The 19,390-nt window shown below is 40.7% G+C and carries 16 protein-coding genes, 2 tRNA genes and 1 pseudogene; 9 read left to right on the top strand and 10 right to left on the bottom strand.

The features are described 5' to 3' along the window. The first annotated feature begins 1 nt into the window (after position 1). Both CWC17_RS08530 and CWC17_RS08525 read left to right on the top strand, forming a co-directional pair. Positions 2-86, top strand: a tRNA-Leu gene (locus tag CWC17_RS08530). Between the two features lie 38 nt (positions 87-124). Further along, positions 125-199 (top strand) — tRNA-Gln (locus CWC17_RS08525). A gap of 4 nt (positions 200-203) precedes the next feature. On the opposite strand, the gene CWC17_RS08520 is transcribed toward CWC17_RS08525, so the two are convergent. Together CWC17_RS08520 and CWC17_RS08515 are read right to left on the bottom strand one after the other, a co-directional pair. Beyond that, on the bottom strand, positions 204-1,793 hold the full coding sequence (locus tag CWC17_RS08520; protein ID WP_138612600.1) for a putative bifunctional diguanylate cyclase/phosphodiesterase: 1,590 nt from the start codon (positions 1,791-1,793) through the stop codon (positions 204-206). A gap of 145 nt (positions 1,794-1,938) precedes the next feature. After that, positions 1,939-3,120 carry an FAD-dependent monooxygenase gene (locus tag CWC17_RS08515; protein WP_138612601.1) on the bottom strand — a complete coding sequence of 394 codons (1,182 nt, stop codon included), beginning with the start codon at positions 3,118-3,120 and terminating at the stop codon, positions 1,939-1,941. A gap of 244 nt (positions 3,121-3,364) precedes the next feature. Between CWC17_RS08515 and miaB the strand changes: the two genes are divergently transcribed. The 5 genes from miaB to lnt are packed head-to-tail and all read left to right on the top strand — an operon-like array spanning position 3,365 to position 8,830. Further along, on the top strand, positions 3,365-4,813 hold the full coding sequence (miaB, locus tag CWC17_RS08510) for a tRNA (N6-isopentenyl adenosine(37)-C2)-methylthiotransferase MiaB (protein WP_055016128.1): 1,449 nt from the start codon (positions 3,365-3,367) through the stop codon (positions 4,811-4,813). Positions 4,814-4,870: 57 nt separating this feature from the next. Beyond that, positions 4,871-5,929: a PhoH family protein gene (locus CWC17_RS08505; RefSeq protein ID WP_138612599.1), complete on the top strand. Its 1,059-nt coding sequence runs from the start codon at positions 4,871-4,873 to the stop codon at positions 5,927-5,929. A gap of 4 nt (positions 5,930-5,933) precedes the next feature. Continuing rightward, positions 5,934-6,392: an rRNA maturation RNase YbeY gene (ybeY, locus tag CWC17_RS08500; protein ID WP_024033864.1), complete on the top strand. Its 459-nt coding sequence runs from the start codon at positions 5,934-5,936 to the stop codon at positions 6,390-6,392. Positions 6,393-6,414: 22 nt separating this feature from the next. Continuing rightward, on the top strand, positions 6,415-7,299 hold the full coding sequence (gene corC, locus CWC17_RS08495; protein ID WP_004589463.1) for a CNNM family magnesium/cobalt transport protein CorC: 885 nt from the start codon (positions 6,415-6,417) through the stop codon (positions 7,297-7,299). Then, positions 7,280-8,830, top strand: a complete 1,551-nt coding sequence (lnt, locus tag CWC17_RS08490; protein WP_171042076.1) for an apolipoprotein N-acyltransferase — start codon at positions 7,280-7,282, stop codon at positions 8,828-8,830. The genes corC and lnt overlap by 20 nt, the downstream gene beginning before the upstream one ends. A gap of 85 nt (positions 8,831-8,915) precedes the next feature. Here the strand turns inward: lnt and CWC17_RS08485 are convergent, their stop codons facing one another. From CWC17_RS08485 to CWC17_RS08455, 7 genes and pseudogenes are all read right to left on the bottom strand, one after another. Further along, positions 8,916-9,260: a 2OG-Fe(II) oxygenase family protein gene (locus CWC17_RS08485; RefSeq protein WP_138612597.1), complete on the bottom strand. Its 345-nt coding sequence runs from the start codon at positions 9,258-9,260 to the stop codon at positions 8,916-8,918. Between the two features lie 117 nt (positions 9,261-9,377). Continuing rightward, positions 9,378-9,656: a hypothetical protein gene (locus CWC17_RS08480; protein ID WP_138612596.1), complete on the bottom strand. Its 279-nt coding sequence runs from the start codon at positions 9,654-9,656 to the stop codon at positions 9,378-9,380. A gap of 23 nt (positions 9,657-9,679) precedes the next feature. Further along, positions 9,680-10,051 carry an ATPase gene (locus CWC17_RS08475; protein ID WP_249935909.1) on the bottom strand — a complete coding sequence of 124 codons (372 nt, stop codon included), beginning with the start codon at positions 10,049-10,051 and terminating at the stop codon, positions 9,680-9,682. A 104-nt stretch (positions 10,052-10,155) separates the two neighbouring features. Further along, complete coding sequence (locus CWC17_RS19560; RefSeq protein WP_249935908.1) at positions 10,156-10,461, bottom strand: hypothetical protein; 306 nt, start codon at positions 10,459-10,461, stop codon at positions 10,156-10,158. Between the two features lie 318 nt (positions 10,462-10,779). After that, complete coding sequence (locus CWC17_RS08465) at positions 10,780-11,631, bottom strand: alpha/beta hydrolase (RefSeq protein ID WP_138612594.1); 852 nt, start codon at positions 11,629-11,631, stop codon at positions 10,780-10,782. A 25-nt stretch (positions 11,632-11,656) separates the two neighbouring features. Next, positions 11,657-12,733, bottom strand: a complete 1,077-nt coding sequence (locus tag CWC17_RS08460) for an RDD family protein (protein ID WP_138612593.1) — start codon at positions 12,731-12,733, stop codon at positions 11,657-11,659. A 139-nt stretch (positions 12,734-12,872) separates the two neighbouring features. Beyond that, a pseudogene (locus tag CWC17_RS08455) lies at positions 12,873-13,958 on the bottom strand (alkene reductase). 213 nt (positions 13,959-14,171) lie between these two features. Between CWC17_RS08455 and zigA the strand changes: the two are divergent. Together zigA and CWC17_RS08445 are read left to right on the top strand one after the other, a co-directional pair. Beyond that, positions 14,172-15,371, top strand: a complete 1,200-nt coding sequence (zigA, locus tag CWC17_RS08450; RefSeq protein ID WP_138612592.1) for a zinc metallochaperone GTPase ZigA — start codon at positions 14,172-14,174, stop codon at positions 15,369-15,371. Next, positions 15,371-16,060 (top strand): DUF1826 domain-containing protein, encoded by a 690-nt coding sequence (locus CWC17_RS08445; RefSeq protein ID WP_138612591.1) that lies wholly within the window; start codon positions 15,371-15,373, stop codon positions 16,058-16,060. Before zigA ends, CWC17_RS08445 begins: the two co-directional genes overlap by 1 nt. 19 nt (positions 16,061-16,079) lie before the next feature. Here the strand turns inward: CWC17_RS08445 and CWC17_RS08440 are convergent, their stop codons facing one another. Further along, on the bottom strand, positions 16,080-18,839 hold the full coding sequence (locus CWC17_RS08440; protein WP_138612590.1) for a response regulator: 2,760 nt from the start codon (positions 18,837-18,839) through the stop codon (positions 16,080-16,082). Between the last annotated feature and the right edge of the window lie 551 nt (positions 18,840-19,390).

Here is a 19,390-nt window from a genome sequence, read left to right as displayed (position 1 = left end):
TGCGGGAGTGGCGGAATTGGTAGACGCGCTGGATTTAGGTTCCAGTATCTTAGGATGTGAGAGTTCAAGTCTCTCCTTCCGCACCATGTTCTTAATTAGAACTAAAACTATCAAAATTTTTTGTTGGGATATCGCCAAGCGGTAAGGCACCAGGTTTTGATCCTGGCATTCCCAGGTTCAAATCCTGGTATCCCAGCCACTTTCTAAATTATCCTGTATTTTTCCTCATTAGCATATTTGTGTATAAATTCATTTATATTAACTGGCTTGCTAAAATAATATCCTTGTAAATAATCACAATCCATTAGCGTTAATGTTTGTTTAAGATCGTTATTTTCTATTCCTTCTGCAACTACTTTACAATTAAGCCGTGTGGCTAAAAACAATGTCGACTCAACAATCGCATAATCAGCTATTTGTGTAAGCATATCTTTTATGAATGATTGATCTATTTTTATTTGGCTTACAGGCAACTCTCGCAGTAATACTAAAGACGAAAAACCAGTACCAAAGTCATCTACACTAAATTCAAACCCTCTATTATTTAAATTTTGCATCATTGTGCGAGCGGCTTCTAGGTTTGTCATCATAGCGCATTCGGTTATTTCAAATATAATCGCGTCGCTTAGTGTTGGGTCATGCTTTACTAGCTCTTCAACAAACTCGTAAAACTCTGGGCTTTCTAAATCTTTAGTTGAAAGATTCACGTGTAACTGCCCTATAAAGCCAGCTGCTTTTAACGCTTTTAAATGTTTTATTGTTTCGAGCAGTACCCATTTTGAAATGTTCAGTATAAGCCCACTTTGCTCTGCAATACTAATAAACACTTCAGGGCTGATAAACGAGCCATCGCTTTGCGGCCAGCGTATTAATGCCTCTGCACCATGTACCTCGTTAGCTTTAGCATCAAAAATAGGTTGCAAGTAAAGCTCAAACTCATGGTTTTGAATCGCTTGTTTAATACGCGAGGTCATATTTGAAAGCTCGTTAGCACGAGCACTCAACGCCTCAAAGTAATGTACGTACAGTTGGTGCGTAGCTTTGGCTTCATGCAGTGCTAAGTCAGCTTGTTTTAATAACTCATTAGCATGCGACGAATGATTAGCAAAGGTGGTTATCCCGACAGTAACGTGGACACGTAAGCTGTGCTCGTAAATGTGAAATGGATGCTTGGTTGATTTTTTTATCGCTTCAATGCATAAATCAACAGTCTCATTAGTTGAGTCATCAATAATAAGTGCAAATTCATCGCCGCCCAAACGATATAGCTTAGCTATGCCGATAATATTATGACTGAGAGTTTTCGAAAAAATGCTGAGCAACATATCCCCTACTTTATTGCCGTATGAGTCATTAACAGACTTAAAGCGGTTTAAATCTATAAGCATTAAATAAAACGAAGGCTCGTACTTAACGTGTTTGTTAAGCACTTGGAAAAACTTTTTTCGATTAGGAAGGCCGGTTAAACTGTCGTTTTCGGCAAGGGTTCGTTGGCGCTTTGCAAAGCGGTCTATTTTTAAAATACTTTTATAACTAAGCTGAATAACTAAATATACAAAAGCCCCGCCGCCAAACAAAATGAGCGATACACTCGTTGCAATAAAGCCGTCTATATCGTTATTTACAAAATAATAAAGCACATACCAATAACCCACTATAAAGCTAAAAATAAGCGCTAGTAACAAAATCCACGATACACGGTTAGTTTTTTTACAAATTTTTATTGTAGGCACAATACTAAGCGTTAAAAGCAAAGCGCCAACGATGAGAATAAAAATAAAAAAATTAGCCACAAACACACTACTTTTATTTGATTAGTAGTTTGAGTATGGCAAAAAAATGTAATAACGGAATAAATTAATAACAGATGTTCAAGTTGCGTCAGCAGGGGAGTGATTGGCTGTGCATTTGTTCAGTTAGCCAATCACTTAAGTAGATTTAATTAAGCTCTCCACTAATGGCATATTTTAATACCCAGTTTTTTAAAGGACCGGTATTGTTAGCCATTTTTAAAAACTGACTACGCGCCCATTTAAGCGGCGTAATGTGATTAGAAAAGCCAAAATAACACGCATCCATCATGCTCATCATTAACAGATTAGCCTTACGGCGGCTTCGCTCGTACTCTTTTAGCTTTATCGGGCAGCCAATATCATTAGCACCTTCTAGTACCTGTGCCAGAGCAACCACATCTTGAAAACCTAAATTAACGCCCTGCCCAGCTAATGGATTAATTGTGTGTGCTGCATCACCCACTAGCACTACTCGCCCATTAGAGTAATTATTTGCATGCTGGCGAGTAAGCGGAAATACCGCATGGCTTTGTACCTCAAAATCGCCAGCAAGGGATGGAAATTTATTTAAAATATGTGCCTTAATTTGCTCAGTCGTTAATCCTTTAAACTTTTGTAAGGTGCTAGCGCTGTCGTACCAAATTAAATTTGCGTAGGGCGCCTGCATCGGTAGAAATGCTATAGGGCCTGTAGGGGTAAATTGTTGCCATGTTTTTACTTGCTGCGGCGCATCAAGCTTTATTAGTACACCCATGCAATGCTGCTGATATTGCCACCCCGTTACACCAATATTAGCTTTTGCACGTAGCTGTGATTGCCCACCATCGGCTGCTATAACTAAATCAGCAGTATAATGGGTATAGCCATAAATAAGGGTGGTTGACGCACTATCTTGCTTAATAGCCGTTAAGGGAGCTGATTGCTCAATAACCTCAATGTTATAATGCGCAAACTGCTGCCAAAGGCTTGCTTGTATTAAATTGTTTTCAATTAAGTGGCCTAGGTGCGAGGTATTAATATCATCACAATCAAATAATAGGTTGTCGCCACCACGTTCAAACGCTTCTAACTGCTGATAAGGCGCTAAACGGTTTTGCCTTAAAATAGGCATAGCCCCTAGCTCATCCAGCAAGTTTTCTGAAAAACGATTAATAGCCGATACTCGAATATCTACTTGTTCACTTGCTAAAATAGCGTCGGCGTTTATCAGTTTTTTTTCTATTATTTGTACTGATTTTCCTTGCTGAGCAAGCTTTATTGCCATGGCCGCTCCGACCATCCCTGCGCCTACAACAATCACTTTGTTTTTAGTCATGTTTTTCATCATTTGGTTAATACGTGAAACTGTTTTGATTGTACCGTAACTCACAGGATGTATGCGAGAGTATATAACTATCACGCTATTAAACTGCCTATGTATTGATTTGAGATCACAAACATGAAAACTATACTTGGATCTGGGCGGGTATCCAGCTAAAATACGCGTCCTTTAAGTGAGCATCCTTGCTCCTTAATCCCGTTTTAAGCACATTTTTGTGCCACTACCGAATTGAACACGAGGCTATATTTCAATGAGCAAAAAGCTGCATATCAAAACTTGGGGTTGTCAGATGAACGAGTACGACTCTCAGAAGATGGCTGATCTTTTAGATTCAACCAACGGCTACCAGCTAACGGAAGAAGCAGCAGACGCCGACGTTATTTTACTTAACACCTGTTCAATTCGTGAAAAAGCGCAAGAAAAAGTATTTCACCAATTAGGCCGCTGGAAGTTGTTAAAAGACGACAAGCCAGATTTAATTATTGGTGTAGGTGGATGTGTTGCCTCACAAGAAGGTGACTCTATTCGCCAGCGCGCCCCCTTTGTTGATGTTATTTTTGGGCCGCAAACTCTGCACCGTTTACCAGAAATGATTAAACAAGTGCAAGGCGACAAAGGCTCATCGGTGGTTGATATTTCGTTCCCAGAAATTGAAAAATTTGACCGCTTACCAGAGCCAAAAGCAGAAGGCCCGTCTGCATTTGTATCAATAATGGAAGGGTGTTCTAAGTACTGTACTTTTTGTGTTGTACCGTACACCCGTGGTGAAGAAGTTAGCCGCCCATTAGATGACGTATTATTAGAAGTTGCACAACTTGCTGAGCAAGGCGTACGTGAAGTAAATCTACTAGGCCAAAACGTAAATGCATACCGCGGTGAAACACACGATGGTGAAATTTGTTACTTCTCTGATTTAATTCGTTACGTAGCAGCGATTGACGGTATTGACCGTATTCGTTACACCACTTCGCACCCGGTTGAATTTACGCCAGATATTATTGATGCTTACGCCGATGTACCAGAGCTTGTAGATCACTTACACCTACCTGTGCAAAGTGGTTCAGACCGTATTCTTAATTTAATGAAACGTGGTCATACAGCGCTTGAGTACAAATCAACAATACGTAAACTGCGCAAAATTCGCCCTAATTTAAGCATGTCGTCAGACTTCATTATTGGCTTCCCAGGCGAGAGCAAAGCCGACTTTGAAGCCACCATGAACCTGATTAACGACATTGGCTTTGATATGAGCTTTAGCTTTATTTACAGTGCGCGTCCAGGTACCCCTGCCGCCGACTTGCCTGATGACGTATCAGAACAAGAGAAAAAAGAGCGCTTATACCTACTACAAAACCGCATTACGCAAATGGCACAGCAAATTAGCCGCCAAATGTTTGATACAGAGCAACGTATTTTAGTTGAAGGGCCGTCTAAAAAGAACCCAATGGAATTACGTGGCCGCACCGAAAACAACCGTGTAGTTAACTTTGTTGGCCCACACACAGTGATCGGTCAGTTTGTTGATGTACGTATCACCGAAGCGTTACCAAACTCTTTACGTGGCGATTTAATTCGTACAGAATCAGAAATGAACTTACGTCGTGATGTTGCTCCTTCAGCTATTTTAACAAAAGCGGCAAGCGTGGAGCCAAAAATCGATACAACCAACGAAATTGGCGTAGCTACTTTCGTACCGTAGTTGTATAAATTCATTGCGCCAGTAACCCTTACTGGCGCACCCGAATAGGAAGTAATTTTGAGTAATCAGTTAAAAACATTAGAGATTTTTTTAGAACCTGCCGACAACAAACGCCTTTCTTCTTTATGTGGACCGTTTGACGAAAATATCAAACAAATTGAACGCCGCCTAGGTGTTGAAATAATCCACCGCGACAACTTTTTTAAAGTAACAGGTAAATTGCACTCAAGTGCCGCGGCCGTAGAAATTTTAAAAAACCTTTATGTTGATACTCAGCCTGTTCGTGGTGAAATTGGTGAAATAGAGCCCGACAACGTTCATTTAGCCATTACCGAATCAAAAGCCCTAGAACAAGACGTGCCGCAAAGTGCCTACGGCAAAGAAATGTTTATTAAAACCCGCCGTGGTGTAATTAAACCCCGAAACGATAACCAAGGTTTGTATGTTGCTAATATTTTGCACCACGACATTACCTTTGGTATTGGCCCTGCCGGTACAGGTAAAACCTACCTTGCTGTTGCAGCCGCAGTTGATGCCCTAGAGCGCCAAGAAATTCGTCGGATATTACTTACCCGCCCTGCGGTAGAGGCCGGCGAAAAACTAGGTTTTTTACCAGGTGATTTAAGCCAAAAGGTAGACCCATACTTACGCCCGCTTTACGATGCGCTATTTGAAATGCTTGGCTTTGAAAGAGTAGAAAAACTGATTGAAAAACACATTATTGAAATTGCCCCACTTGCATACATGCGTGGACGCACATTAAATGATGCATTTATTATTTTAGATGAAAGCCAAAATACCACCGCCGAGCAAATGAAAATGTTTTTAACCCGTATAGGCTTTAACTCTAAAGCAGTAATAACGGGTGATATTACACAAGTTGATTTGCCACGCGGTGCGCGCTCAGGCCTTCGCCACGCAATAGAAGTACTTAGCGATGTTGAAGAAATTAGCTTTAACTTTTTCCAATCGCACGACATAGTTCGCCACCCTGTAGTTGGCCGTATTGTAGAAGCCTACGAGCGTAATGACGAAAGCGAGCGACTAAAGCGTATAGAAAAACAAAAAGTCAAAGAGCAACTTGCCGCTCAACAGACGCCTTCACCTAAAGAGTAATATTGTGAGCACCGAATTAGATTTACAAATAGCCTGTGAGTTTGACAACCTCCCAAGCGAAGAACAATTTGCACTGTGGGCCGACAAAGCCCTGAGTAAGTTTCGTGATGAGTCGGAACTGAGCATTGTTATAAGCGATGAAGCCCAATCACAACAATTAAACAACGACTACCGTGGTAAAAATAAACCAACTAATGTGTTGTCGTTCGAATTTGAAGCACCGCCAGGCATTGATTTGCCATTAGTAGGTGATTTAATAATTTGCCCAGCCATTGTATTGGCCGAGGCAATCGAGCAAGAAAAGTCATTTCATGACCACTTTGCCCATATGGTTATTCATGGATGCTTGCATTTACTTGGATTTGACCATATAAAGAGTGAAGACGCTTTTGAGATGGAAAGCATAGAAAAGCAATTACTTGCAGAGCTAAACATAGCTGACCCATACCGGGACGAAATTTAAATTAACGGAGCATTTAGACGCAATGAGCGACGATAACTCGCAATCTAGCCAGGGTTCTTCTGGCAAAACGTGGATGGGCCGCATAGCCCAAATGTTGCAAGGGGAACCCCAGAATAGAGAAGAGCTGGTTGAAGTAATTGCCGACGCGCAAGAGCGTGACGTAATCGACCCAGAAACCAAAGAAATGATTGAAGGTGTGCTTGGTGTATCCAAGCTTAAAGTGCGCGATATAATGATCCCGCGCTCACAAATGGTCACACTTGAGGTCGACAGCCCCCTTGAAGATTTGATCCCCATGATGGTCGACTCTACCCACTCGCGTTTTCCGGTGGTGTGTGAAGACAAAGACCACGTTGAAGGTATTTTGCTCGCAAAAGACTTGCTGCCGCTTATTTTAAATAAAGACGAGCACCTACCCTCACTGCGAGAATATTTACGCCCTGCCATGGTAGTGCCTGAAAGCAAGCGCGTAGATACCCTACTAAATGAGTTTCGCCAGCAACGCTATCACATGGCAATTGTCATTGACGAATACGGCGGTGTGTCGGGCCTTGTCACCATTGAAGATATTCTTGAAATAATCGTTGGCGAAATCGAAGATGAGCACGACGAAGAAGAAGATCAACAAGACATTCGCCAACTTGCTAAGCATGTATACGTAGTACAAGCGCTCACCCCTGTTGATGACTTTAACGAGTACTTTAAAACAGGTTACAGCACCGATGAAGCCGATACCATTGGCGGTACGGTACTACACGCATTTGGCCATATGCCAAGTCGCGGCGAAACAATTGAAATAGACGACTATCAGTTTAAAGTAACTAATTCTGATAACCGTCGTATTTTACAACTGCAAGTCACCGTTCCTAAGGTTGATGAAAACGACAGTGAAGAAACTACTAACTAAACTCACCCTGTTAGTAAAAGATAAAAAAGCATGGCTCGCACTGGTTGCGGGCCTTATTTTAACTTTTGGCTACGCCCCTTACCAAATTTGGCCCATCGCATTTTTTAGCATTGCCGCCATTATTTTTTGTATCAACCCAAACAACACAGGCAAAGCGCACGCAAAAAGCGCCGCTAAATATGGCTTTATATTTGGCTTAGGCTGGTTTGGCGCAGGTATTAGCTGGGTGCATGTATCTATTGCTACTTTTGGCGGCATGCCGCTTATAGCGTCGCTCTCATTAATGGCTTTACTGTGCTCATATTTAGCGCTGTTTCCAGCACTCGCGTTTTGGGCTGCAACTCGCTTTGCAAGTGGCCCTAAAAGCATGGGTGCACTGCTCATTGCCACCATAGCCATGAGTGAATATTTACGTGGACACTTACTAACCGGCTTTCCGTGGCTAAGTTTTGGCTATACACAAACAGATGGTCCGCTTAGGCTACTTGCCCCCTATATTGGCGAATTTGGCTTAACGCTTACCTGTGTTGCTATTGGTCTTTCCCTTTACAGGCTCACCCAAAAAAATTTTAAAACCCCATTAATAAGCGCAGCCGCTTTAGCGTTACTTGTTATTGGCGCATTAAATACCGGTAATAATCGCTACTCTGGCAAAGAAATGTCAACGCTGCTTGTTCAAGGTAATATAAAACAACACCTGCGCTTTGAACCCAGCGAGTTTTGGACCACCATGAGTAAGTACCAAGATCTAACGCGCCCACATTGGGATGCTGATCTTGTGGTATGGCCCGAAGCCGCGGTGCCAGAAATAGAAGCCCTTGCCGACACCTATTTAGCCAATTTAGACAGCGCCGCATCGTTTAATAAAACCGCGTTAGTAACCGGTATTGTTGACTACCAGCTCGACACCAAAACTATTTACAACACCCTTATTGTGGTCGGTAATAAAGAGCACAACGACGAGCACGGCCATTACCGCTACCTAGACAAAAACCGCTACCGTAAGCACCAGTTGTTACCTATCGGCGAATTTGTACCATTTCAGGATATATTGCGACCTATAGCGCCATTGTTTGATTTACCTATGTCATCGTTTACGCGTGGCGATAGAGTGCAAAACAACTTACGCGCAAATGGCTTTAACCTGCTACCAGCCATTTGCTACGAAATCGTGTTTGCCGATTTAGTGCGCGGAAATTACCAAAGCGACTCAGACTTACTCTTTACGGTAAGTAACGATGCCTGGTTTGGCGACTCCATTGGGCCATTGCAACACATGCAAATAGCCCGCATGCGCGCATTAGAGTTACAACGCCCGCTGGTACGCGTTACCAATAATGGCGTAAGCGCCGTATACGACCCAATAAGCCACACACAGCAAACCATGCCACAGTTTGAAGCGGCGACCATGAAAGCCAATATAAAGCTTATACAAGGCGACAGCGTGTACAGCCAGTACGGCAATGAGTTTGTATGGGGATTTGTGTTGTTATTAGTGATTTGTGGATTTGGGGTTAGATTTAGGAAATAAAATAGGGTTGATAGCTGTGTGAAAACAGCTATTGAAAGAAAGGTGTTTGGTTGGGTTTCGCTTCGCTCTACCCAACCTACACAAATTACTTTTTAATCCAACCTATGCTTAAAATATAGCGAGTACCTTGCTCTATTTTTAATACTTGGTGCCGCTCAATATCAGGCCTGAAAAGTTTAACTCGGCTGTAATTCATAATTGGATTTTCACACAAAAACTCACCACCTTTCGCAGCATGCTTCAATACAATATTAAGCCTAAAATGTCTGCCAGTTTTAACTTTATCGGTATGCGGTTTTATTTCACTCCCCTGCGGGAATTTAATTAAGTAAGCATCCAATTTAAAAGGGAAGAGCATGTAGCACAATAACATTTTATCGTAGCCCGACGCTTGGCGACCTCGTTGCCAACTAAATAACTTACTCTGCATAAAACCTCATACCAATTAATAACTAGAAGTTTGAACTCTTATTTTACACAAGAAAAAAGTTTCTTTATTAACTCTATTCAAAGAGTAATTATTAAAAACATTTTAATAATTACCTGCTTACACCCGTGTATTAACAATTAATTGTATCTTACCAATTATTTCTAAACTTACTCGACGCTCTGCTGATAAACGACTGTAATTTCCGATATCACTAAAGTAATTTATGGTTTTAGAAAGCGCTTCATTACCAAATTTAAGATAATTATTGATCTCTTCATCTAGAAGTTTATAAATTGCAGACGTTTCACTATGCATGGAACCGCTAAGTTGCTGGATATAGTAACCATCATCATTTTCAAACAAATACCACAATGAACCTACTTCAATAAGTTTCATAAAATCTGTCCTTCTTGAATAGCTCAAAAACCAAGCAACTTAAACTTTAATTCAGCAGAGTGTACTCTGCTTGCCTGTGGTCTTAGTAGAGTGCAGTGAATATCAATATAGCTACTCTTGCTTGGCTCTATAAACATGTCATCGCTTTTACCTAAACAATTACCAACAAATTTACCGTTTTCATCAAATGTAGATGCAATTACGCCGCCAGCATATATGCTTTCGTTAGAGATGTTTTTTAACTCTGCAGTTATTCTTACACGCCCATTTTCTTTAAAAATATCAGAGAGAGTAAGTTTGTAATCATTACTTAAATCAGACGTGCTATCTAATGCTTTATTAGAAACCTGCTCTTTAAATCCACTATCCACTTCAGCGGCTATTGTTAGCCGCATACACACTAATACCACCGAGTGTTGCTATTACAAACCCTACTCCCCAAAAAAAGCCTTTTAAAGTCTCATTAAAATTAGTACTCATTTAATTCCCTATTTATTCTTCACCACTGAATTTCATTAACGATATATCCAAAGTAACTTTTTTCACCGACTAAGTTTATTCTCTTATTTCTGATGTTTTGTAGCTCGTGCGTATCTAAGTACCATCTAAATGAGCGTTCCTCGCCAGAGGATAAGTCAACAAGGTTTAACCTTATACATTGCTGCTCATCATTTATAGTACAGGCACTTACATCGGTTAATAAATATTCTTTAGACCATGGTTCCCCTAAATTATTTTCAGCATAATATAAGATGGGAACTACGCTTAACTTCCACAATGCTACATAAAGTAAGCAAGGGTACATTACTATCAAAAACCCTTTTACTAATCTGCTGCCTTTAAAAAAGTGGTTAGTCATTAAATAATTAAAGTTGTCATCACACCTATACTTTTTAAATAATGTATATATTACTGCCATGCTTAATATAGGTAATACTATCATCTCTATAATATGTAATTTTTTATTTGCAATGAAAGACGGATCGTTAAACTCGTACCACGTAATAAGTAACGCTAGATAACTCGTTAGTACGCATGCAATTAATAAATATACAAAGCTTTTATGAAGCTCTTTATGCTTTACATTTAACAATTAAAGTCTCATTTAATTTTTATGGTGAAATTATCTTTTAAGTATACTTTTTAACCCATAATACCAGCTAAGCGCTGCGACTGTGCCATGAGTTTCATCTTCAAAGTAACGTTGATTAATAATTAGATTATCACTTGAGTGTGCTTTTAACTTTTTAGCGAATGCAGAGCCCCACTGGTAATTTGTTTTACCAATTTCGCCAAACGCTTCGCCGTTATTTGCAAAGGTAAAATATACATTGCCATTAAGCGGCTTATTTATAAGCTGTTTCTCATTAAAATAACGGTTTAGGTAGTTGTTATCCCACAGGTAGGTTGCATCAATAATTAAGTAATCTGTAAATAGCGCATGGTTGGTAAGCAATACATAGCTGGCAAACAAGCCACCGAAGGACTCACCTATTAATACGCGTTTAGTTGATGTTCGGTAATTTTTATTAATCAGTGGAATAAGTTCTTTTTCAAAAAAGGCGCTGTAGTTTGCAGCGTTGCCAATATTTTCAAACTTTTCGAGTAGCATCCCGTTAAATGTCCAATCAACATTGGTTGGGGTAAAATCGCGCTCTCTTATCGCATTTTTACTATTTGGAATGGCGACTATAATTGCTTGTTGTATTTGCTGCTCAAGCCGCTGAGTACTAAGTGCCTCGACTAGCCCGGCTACGGCTTTTAGATGTGTTTGGTCACCATCGAGCAAGTAAATAACTGGATATACTTTATCAGGGTTTTTATTGTAGCTTGGCGGTAAATAAACGCTAAAACTGCGTTGTTCACCTAAAATAACGGACTTAAGCTGATGCGCTGTTGCTAACACAATATTTTCTGACGCGTAAGAAACCGTAATAAAATACAGGTTAATAAATACAATCAATAAAGCTTTCATAACCATCCTTGTAGTAAGAGCAAAATTAACTATTAACAGTCTCTTCTACCGTTTTCACATTTACAACTTGATTCACACTGCCCTGAATAACCACAGTTGCTGATATTTTGTCTTGAATAGCTTGCCTGTTTGGGTCCCAGTACACTTGTAAAAAGCCTAATAAACCCGTGGCGAAACCAGCGCCATAGCCACCGTACCGTCCAAAGCAATCAAGCATACCTAATGGCTCACCGCTTAGTGCTACTACGCGAATATTACATACTTTTTTACCTGGGGTTTGTCCGCGCCATAATAACGAGAACAACGTAAAATATACGGCCGCCCAACCAAAGCCAAGGCCTAGGTCTTGAATAATGCCTTTGCCCCACTGCAAAATGCTGGTGACAGGTTTGGTCTGTGCGCTTTTAGTTTCAGCTTTTTCAGTGATATTGCTTTTATGAGTTACTTCGCCCGAAATGCTTTCTAGCTCTGTCTCATTATTTTTAAAATCATCTGCCGCCATAGGCTCATCATCAATAGCCATTAAGTGCAATAATGTGCGCGTAACTTCAATTCCTCCAACATTTTCAATTTCAGCAAGCGCTGGTAATTGGCCAACTAAATTAGCACGAGCAACGCTTTGGCACGCATCATCGCAGTTTTTATCATCGTCTGTTTGCGCTAAATACGTGCGTATTATTGATTTGTCATGCTCACTTAACTCATCGTTTTGCTGTGCGTTTTCTATTTGTATACCTTGAATAGCGTTATCGTCTTCAAAAAAATCTATCGCTAATGAGAGCACGGTGAGTGCGCTTACAAATAAAAAGCTCGCTGCAAAAAGTTTTAGGGCTCTGCGCCAAAACGATGACATTTTTGGCAGGTATTGCTGCGCAGTGCCTTTATAAAAAGCCATCGTAGCCACAAATGCAATTAAGGTTGCACTTAGCTTAGCGGCCATAAATATCAAAGCCACATCAATAGTCATCGCCATTGCACGTTTGCTTGGGCTCGCTAATGGAATACCTAATAACGCTTGGTCAATTTTAAAGGCATATGGGGTGATCACGTCTTTGGTCTCAGAGTCTGATAACGCGAGCTGCTCTATCTGTTTGGTTTTCATTTTTATTTTTATGTTTTTAAAATGGGTAAGCTATTTAACTTACGCGCTTTTTATTTTTAGCTCAAGTTAAAGCTATTGATTTATCTGCATAAAAAAGGCTGCATACATGCAGCCCTCAAAATACTTTATTTATAAATAATTAAGCGGTTGGGTAATCGGTATAGCCTTGCTCTGCGCCACCAAACAAGGTGTCGGGGCTGTGGCTATTTAGCGGTTTACCTTGCTCAAGCCTTGCTGGTAAGTCTGGGTTAGACACAAACGGGCGACCAAAGCCAATCATGTCGGCCCAGCCTTGTGCTAGGGCTTCACCGGCGCGCTCTTTGGTGTATTTACCTGCGTAAATTAATACACCGCTGTACGCTTTACGAATGGCCTGTTTAAACTCTACACTCATTAAAGGAGCGTCATCCCAGTCGGCTTCAGCAATATGCATATAACCTACGTCAGCGTCGTTTAATGCGTGTGCCACGGCCAAATATGTTTGCTCTGGATTATCGTCAATCGTGCCGTTAAGCGTGGTAAGTGGCGCAAGCCTTACACCTACTTTTTGACTGCCAATTTCATCACTTACTGCATTGACTACTTCAACTAAAAAGCGCAAACGGTTTTGTACACTGCCACCATATTCATCAGTACGCGCATTTGATTGCGAGTCTAAAAATTGGTTAATTAAATACCCATTAGCGGCGTGTAGCTCTATGCCATCAAAGACTGCGTCTACTGCATTTATGGCCGCTTGGCGAAATTCGCCTATTACGTGTGTAATATCTTGCTTGCTCATCTCACGCGGTAACTGAGTCTCTACAAAGCCAGGTTCGCCGTTAGTATCTACAAATACTTTTACGTCTTTTGCGGCAATGGCTGATGCTGATATTGGCTGCGCACCCCCTGTGTTATCGCTGTGCGTTACACGCCCCACATGCCAAAGCTGGGCAAACATAACGCCACCAGCGTTATGTACTTTATTAGTTACTTTACTCCAGCCTGCTACTTGCTCAGTTGAATAAATACCCGGCGTCCAAGCGTAGCCTTTGCCAAGTTTACTAATTTGTGTACCTTCGCTAACTATTAACCCAGCACTTGCGCGTTGTGCTTAGTAAGTGGCCATTAAATCGTTTGCTATATCGCCGGGCTGCGTGGAGCGCGAGCGTGTCATTGGTGGCATAATAATGCGGTTTTTTAAAGTTTTACCTGCAAGTTCTATGGGTGAAAAAAGTAATGTCATAATGCCTCCTAAGTTTGGTGGCGCTCAAAGTAACGCGTTTAAATAAATTCAAAAACAACAAAAAATGCAAAATAGTTTTGTTGAATTTGCAATAAAAAACGAATGGTTACTAATCCTTCAAAACTACATTCATTAAAAAAGCATGCTATGGCTAGAATATTTAATTGATACAATATAACATACCATTAAATACATGTTAGTAAGTAAAATTAAATGATAAATAAACTGCCCGTCACAGTGTTATCAGGCTTTTTAGGCGCTGGTAAAACAACCGTTCTTAGCCACATTCTTAACAACCGCCAAGGTAAAAAAGTGGCTGTTATAGTTAACGATATGAGCGACATAAACATAGATTCCGCCACTATTAAAAACGATATATCGCTCAGTCACAGCGATGAAAAACTCGTAGAGATGAGTAATGGCTGTATTTGCTGCACGCTGCGTGAAGATTTACTGTTAGAGGTAAGCAAACTTGCAAAAGAAGGCCGTTTTGATCATCTCGTTATTGAGTCAACCGGTATTTCTGAGCCACTGCCTGTTGCCGAAACATTTACCTTTGCTGATGAAAATGGCGTATCACAAGGAGATATTGCCACTCTTGATACTATGGTAACGGTGGTTGATGCGGTTAATTTTTTAACTGATTACGAGCAAGCTAACGACTTACAAGATACAGGTGAATCCCTTGGTGAAGAGGACGAACGAAGCGTTACCGACCTACTTATTGACCAAGTTGAATTTGCCGATGTAATTTTAATAAGTAAAACCGACTTAGTCACCAAAGCACAATTAAATAAACTCACAGCTATTTTAAACACACTCAATACCCAAGCTGAAATTATTCCTATATCAGCCGGAAAAGTTGATATTAATAAAGTAATTAACACCGGCCTTTTTGACTTTGAACGCGCAAAACAAGCCCCTGGCTGGCTTAAAGAAATGCGCGGTGAGCACATCTCTGAGACTGAAGAATACGGTATTAGCAGCTTTAATTACATTGCTCATCGCCCGTTTGACCCTGAAAAGTTTTATAAGTTTTTGCACGGTACTGAGCAATTTGGCAAACTCATTCGCTCTAAAGGCTACTTTTGGCTTGCCACACGCCCGCTATTTTGCGGCCAGTGGAACCAAGCAGGCGGCATTGCCCACTATGGGTTTGCAGGCATGTTTTATAAAGCCATCCCTAAAAAAGACTGGCCAACCGATCCTGAGCTACTTGCCGATATAAACAGCAAATGGGTAGAACCCTTTGGCGATATGCGCCAAGAGCTGGTGTTTATTGGTCAATCATTAAATAAGCAAGCCATGATTAAAGCGCTAGATGACTGCCTACTGCCTGAAGATGCCGTACTTAAAGGTAAAGATTTTTGGAGAACCTACAGCGATCCGTTTCCAATTTGGGAGGAATTATAATGAACGCCCTAGCCCCTTTATCAGCACAAGTAAAACCCGCCGAACCTCTACATAGACGTGCAGCTATAAATAGTGATGCCAACGTGCTACCGCAAATTTATAACGAAAATATCAACATTGCGGTTTGGCAAAGAAACCTCGAAAGCACATTAACAGAGGCGGTTAATACGCTCATAAATACAAATGCATTAAAACCACTTGAACTTGCACTATCGCCCGATAATGCGTTTGATCAATTAATTAAAGCGCTAAAGCCAACAGAACAAAATTACAATGAAGCTAAAGCGCTATGTGAAGATATAGCCCTACTCATTGAAATGTTTTGCTGCCTGTTTGATTTAAAACGTGCGGGTTTAAGGCTAAAAGTGTTAAACAAACCCATGTGTCCGCGTTTTCATGTAGACAAAATTCCATGCCGACTAGTAACAACTTATCAAGGGGTTGCAACGCAGTGGCTAAATCACAGCGATGTAGACCGCTCAAAATTGGGGGCTGGTAATTTAGGTAAGCCCGATGAAGAGTCTGGCTTATTTACATCAACCAGCAATATTAATCAGCTAAATCAAGGCGATGTTGCCCTACTTAAAGGTGAATACTGGGACGAAAACGAAGGCGCAGGCTTAGTGCACCGTTCACCACCGGTCGCTGCAAACGAGCAGCGCTTATTGCTCACCCTCGATTTTATTTAAAATTTGCTTCGGTGATAAACTAGTGCGCGTTTATCACCCTGGTGATTACATCATACAAGCCTTGCGTATTAACCGGTTTAGAAACAAAGTCATCCATACCTACGCTTAAACAACGCTGCTTATCATCTTCGTAGGCATTAGCAGTAATCGCCACAATAGGGACATGAGCTTTAGTGTTTACCTCATTAGCCCTAATCGTTTGGGTACATTCGTAGCCATCCATATTAGGCATTTGGCAATCCATTAAAATTAAATCAAATCGGTTGCCTTCAAGTACTTTCAGCGCTTCTATACCGTCGGTTGCCATTACTAAGTTTGCCTTAGTGGGCTCTAACATTTTTGCAATTACTTGACGATTTATGGGGTTATCTTCAACTAATAATAGTGTTTTATCGCTCAAATTTGGCAGCGACTGTTGTTGTTTAACGGGCTTTGGTTTGTTTGACTGTGCTTTAGGTGCACTCACGTAAAACTTAAGTATGCTGCCTTTGCCAGGCTCGCTATTAAGGGTAATTTCACCCTGCATTTTTTTTATTAACCCTTGGCTAATCGCTAACCCTAACCCTGTACCGCCATATTTACGTGCAACACCTACATCTGCTTGTGTAAACTCGCTAAATAACAGCGCTTGTTGATCTTTTTCAATACCAATACCGCTATCGGCTACACTTACTAAAAGCTGCCCATTTTCATAATCAAACGATAAACGTACAAAACCGCGCTCAGTAAACTTATACGCATTAGAGAGCAAATTAATAATCACTTGGTTTAAGCGAAGATCATCTACTTTTACGCAATCTGGCAGTCTGTCACTTTGCTCAACAATAAACTCGACCTGATCCGAGCTTACAATAGGCGAAAACAACGATTTTATATTGGCAATAAACGGCGCAAGATTAGTAGCCCGTGGGCTCATTTCCATTGCGTTGGCTTCTATTTTAGAAAAATCTAAAATGTCGTTTAAAATTTTCAGTAAATTTTGTGCACTTTTTTGCTGTGTATTTAACAGCTCACGCTGCTCATCAGTTAATGAATTATCGCGCAGTAACACCTCTCCCATGCCCAAAATACCATTCATAGGCGTACGTAACTCGTGGCTCATGTTCGCTAAAAACTGCGATTTAGCTACATTGGCTAAATTAGCCCTATTCACCGCTTTTTTAAGCTCTGTAGTTTGCTCAGTTACTTTGCTTTCTAGCTGCTGATTAAATTCGCTAAGTTGAGTATTTAATCCTTGGTTTCTAGTATTAGATGCTTGTAGGTTTTCTATTGAACGATGGAGAGCGTTGGCCAATAATTCAAATTGCTGCTGCAATTGTAATACTTCATGCCAACTGGAGTCTGTATTAAACGTGTGCGTTTTGGTTTTACTAAAACTTTGCATTAACGTAGTTAAACTAGTAATTGGCTGCACTAATAAATTAGCAAGTTGGTGTATAAAAATAACCACTAAAATCATCAGTATCGCACTTAGCAAAATGGTAGGAAGCCACGCTTTTGCCACCGCCATACTTAAATGTTTACGGTTGTAAAAGGTAATAACTTGCCAATTGTTTTGCGAGTCAATATACCGAGAACTATGGTACACCTCGTTTTTAATTGAACGAAATAAGTTTTTATCACCTAAATTACTGGTGTTAAAGCCTTGTTCGCTAAAATGGCTCAGTATTTTAAATTCATCAAGCGAGCTAAATACCACCTTTTGATGCGCATCTAGCACCACTAAGTCGCCCGTGTACTCAAATAGGTTAGGTATAAATCGCTCCAAGCGATCTAGCTTTAACGACCCCTCTACCACACCATAAAACGTGTTGTTACGATAAATAGGCGCAGAGAGCGCTACAATGGCCTCATTTCCTAGGCCGCGCCCTTGAAACACACCACTGGTGTAACCAAGTGGATGGTCCTGCGCTTGGGTAAAGTATGCTCTGTCTTTAACGCTGCGCTGCGCAAGGCTAAGCCCTTCAATTAAATCGTTAGGCGAACTAAGCTCTACAAAGCCATCGGGGTTTGCATACAAACTGGTGGTAAAACCTGGGAATAAAAACATGAGTCGCTCAAGCTGCACCTTGCTGGGGGTCCCTGTCCCTATGGCATCGCTACTCATAACAATGGCGTTTCTATGAAATGCTAAATAATCATTTAACTGCGTGCTAATAGACTCGGCTTTTTCTTCTAGTTGAGCGTTTACTTCATACTCTAAGCGCGCATGGTGGTCGTTAACTAAAATAACACTGGTTAGCAATACCACTAAAATAATAATGACACTAACCACATAGCTTAAAATTTTTGCCAATGGCCGCCCCTGATACGCACGGCTAGCGTAAGGTACAAATACGCTAAATAAATCAACCACTGCTAAGCTTATTAGCGCATTAATTAAGTACTTTGATATGGCGACTATGAGCGTTAACCAAGCTAAGCCAATAACAAATTGGCCTATAACCCATACAAAGGGTAAACCTATACATAACCAAAATACGCTGCCCAGAGGAAGGATAGGTTTAGAGCGGCGTAAGCAAAAAACATAAAGCCAACAAAGCTCGAGTAAATACACAATACTCGGCCAACAATGGCCCCACCTATAAAGTAAAAAGCCAGAAACAATGGCAAGGCTTAAGCACGCGTAACGCAGTCCAGTAAATACCAAGCTGCATAAGACAAACAATTGCCCAAACAAAAATTCGGAGCTGTCGAAAAAATACAATGGCGAGAGATTTACTAACCCGCCTAATAACCCTAATAAAACAGCGAGTGTCCACTTACTTCTTTGTGGCATTAATTAACCTTGGGGCACTTTGTTAACACTTTACATGTTAAAATTAATGTAATTTTTACATTATTACGTACAAGACAAGGGTTGTCTAGCTGCAATAAATCAGGAACAGGTAAACATTACACCCTATAAAAAACAAATAACCTTAGGTAACAAAATTATATAAAAGAAAGGTGTGCAATTAGCCGGCCACACATAGGTAGGTTATTTAGCGCTTATAAACACCCTCAAAAAGCGTGTTATGTGTTTTTACACTTACTCTTGTTATGACTTCCACTTAAATTTAACTTAATATCCTTAAGCAGAGGTTTAGCATTCGCGATTGCTAAATAGGCATTAGCTAATGTTTCTGGTCCTGCACAATAGTCTACATCGAGAATCACCGTTGAAACATTTACTGACTGTAATTTATCCTCTAGCTCAGAGAAAGTGAGTTTCGCGTTGGAGTTGTAAGGGCGTGTTGATCTTTGATGGTTAAATTTGCAGCGGTATGTTTGGTTTTTAGGCAAGGCAGAGCCTATGAAGTGTGGTTACTCCCCATAAATAGGCGATAA

This window comes from Pseudoalteromonas sp. S3785 (assembly GCF_005887365.1).
In the GTDB taxonomy this organism is placed as follows: domain Bacteria; phylum Pseudomonadota; class Gammaproteobacteria; order Enterobacterales; family Alteromonadaceae; genus Pseudoalteromonas.
This window is presented reverse-complemented; position numbering and strand designations above follow the sequence as displayed.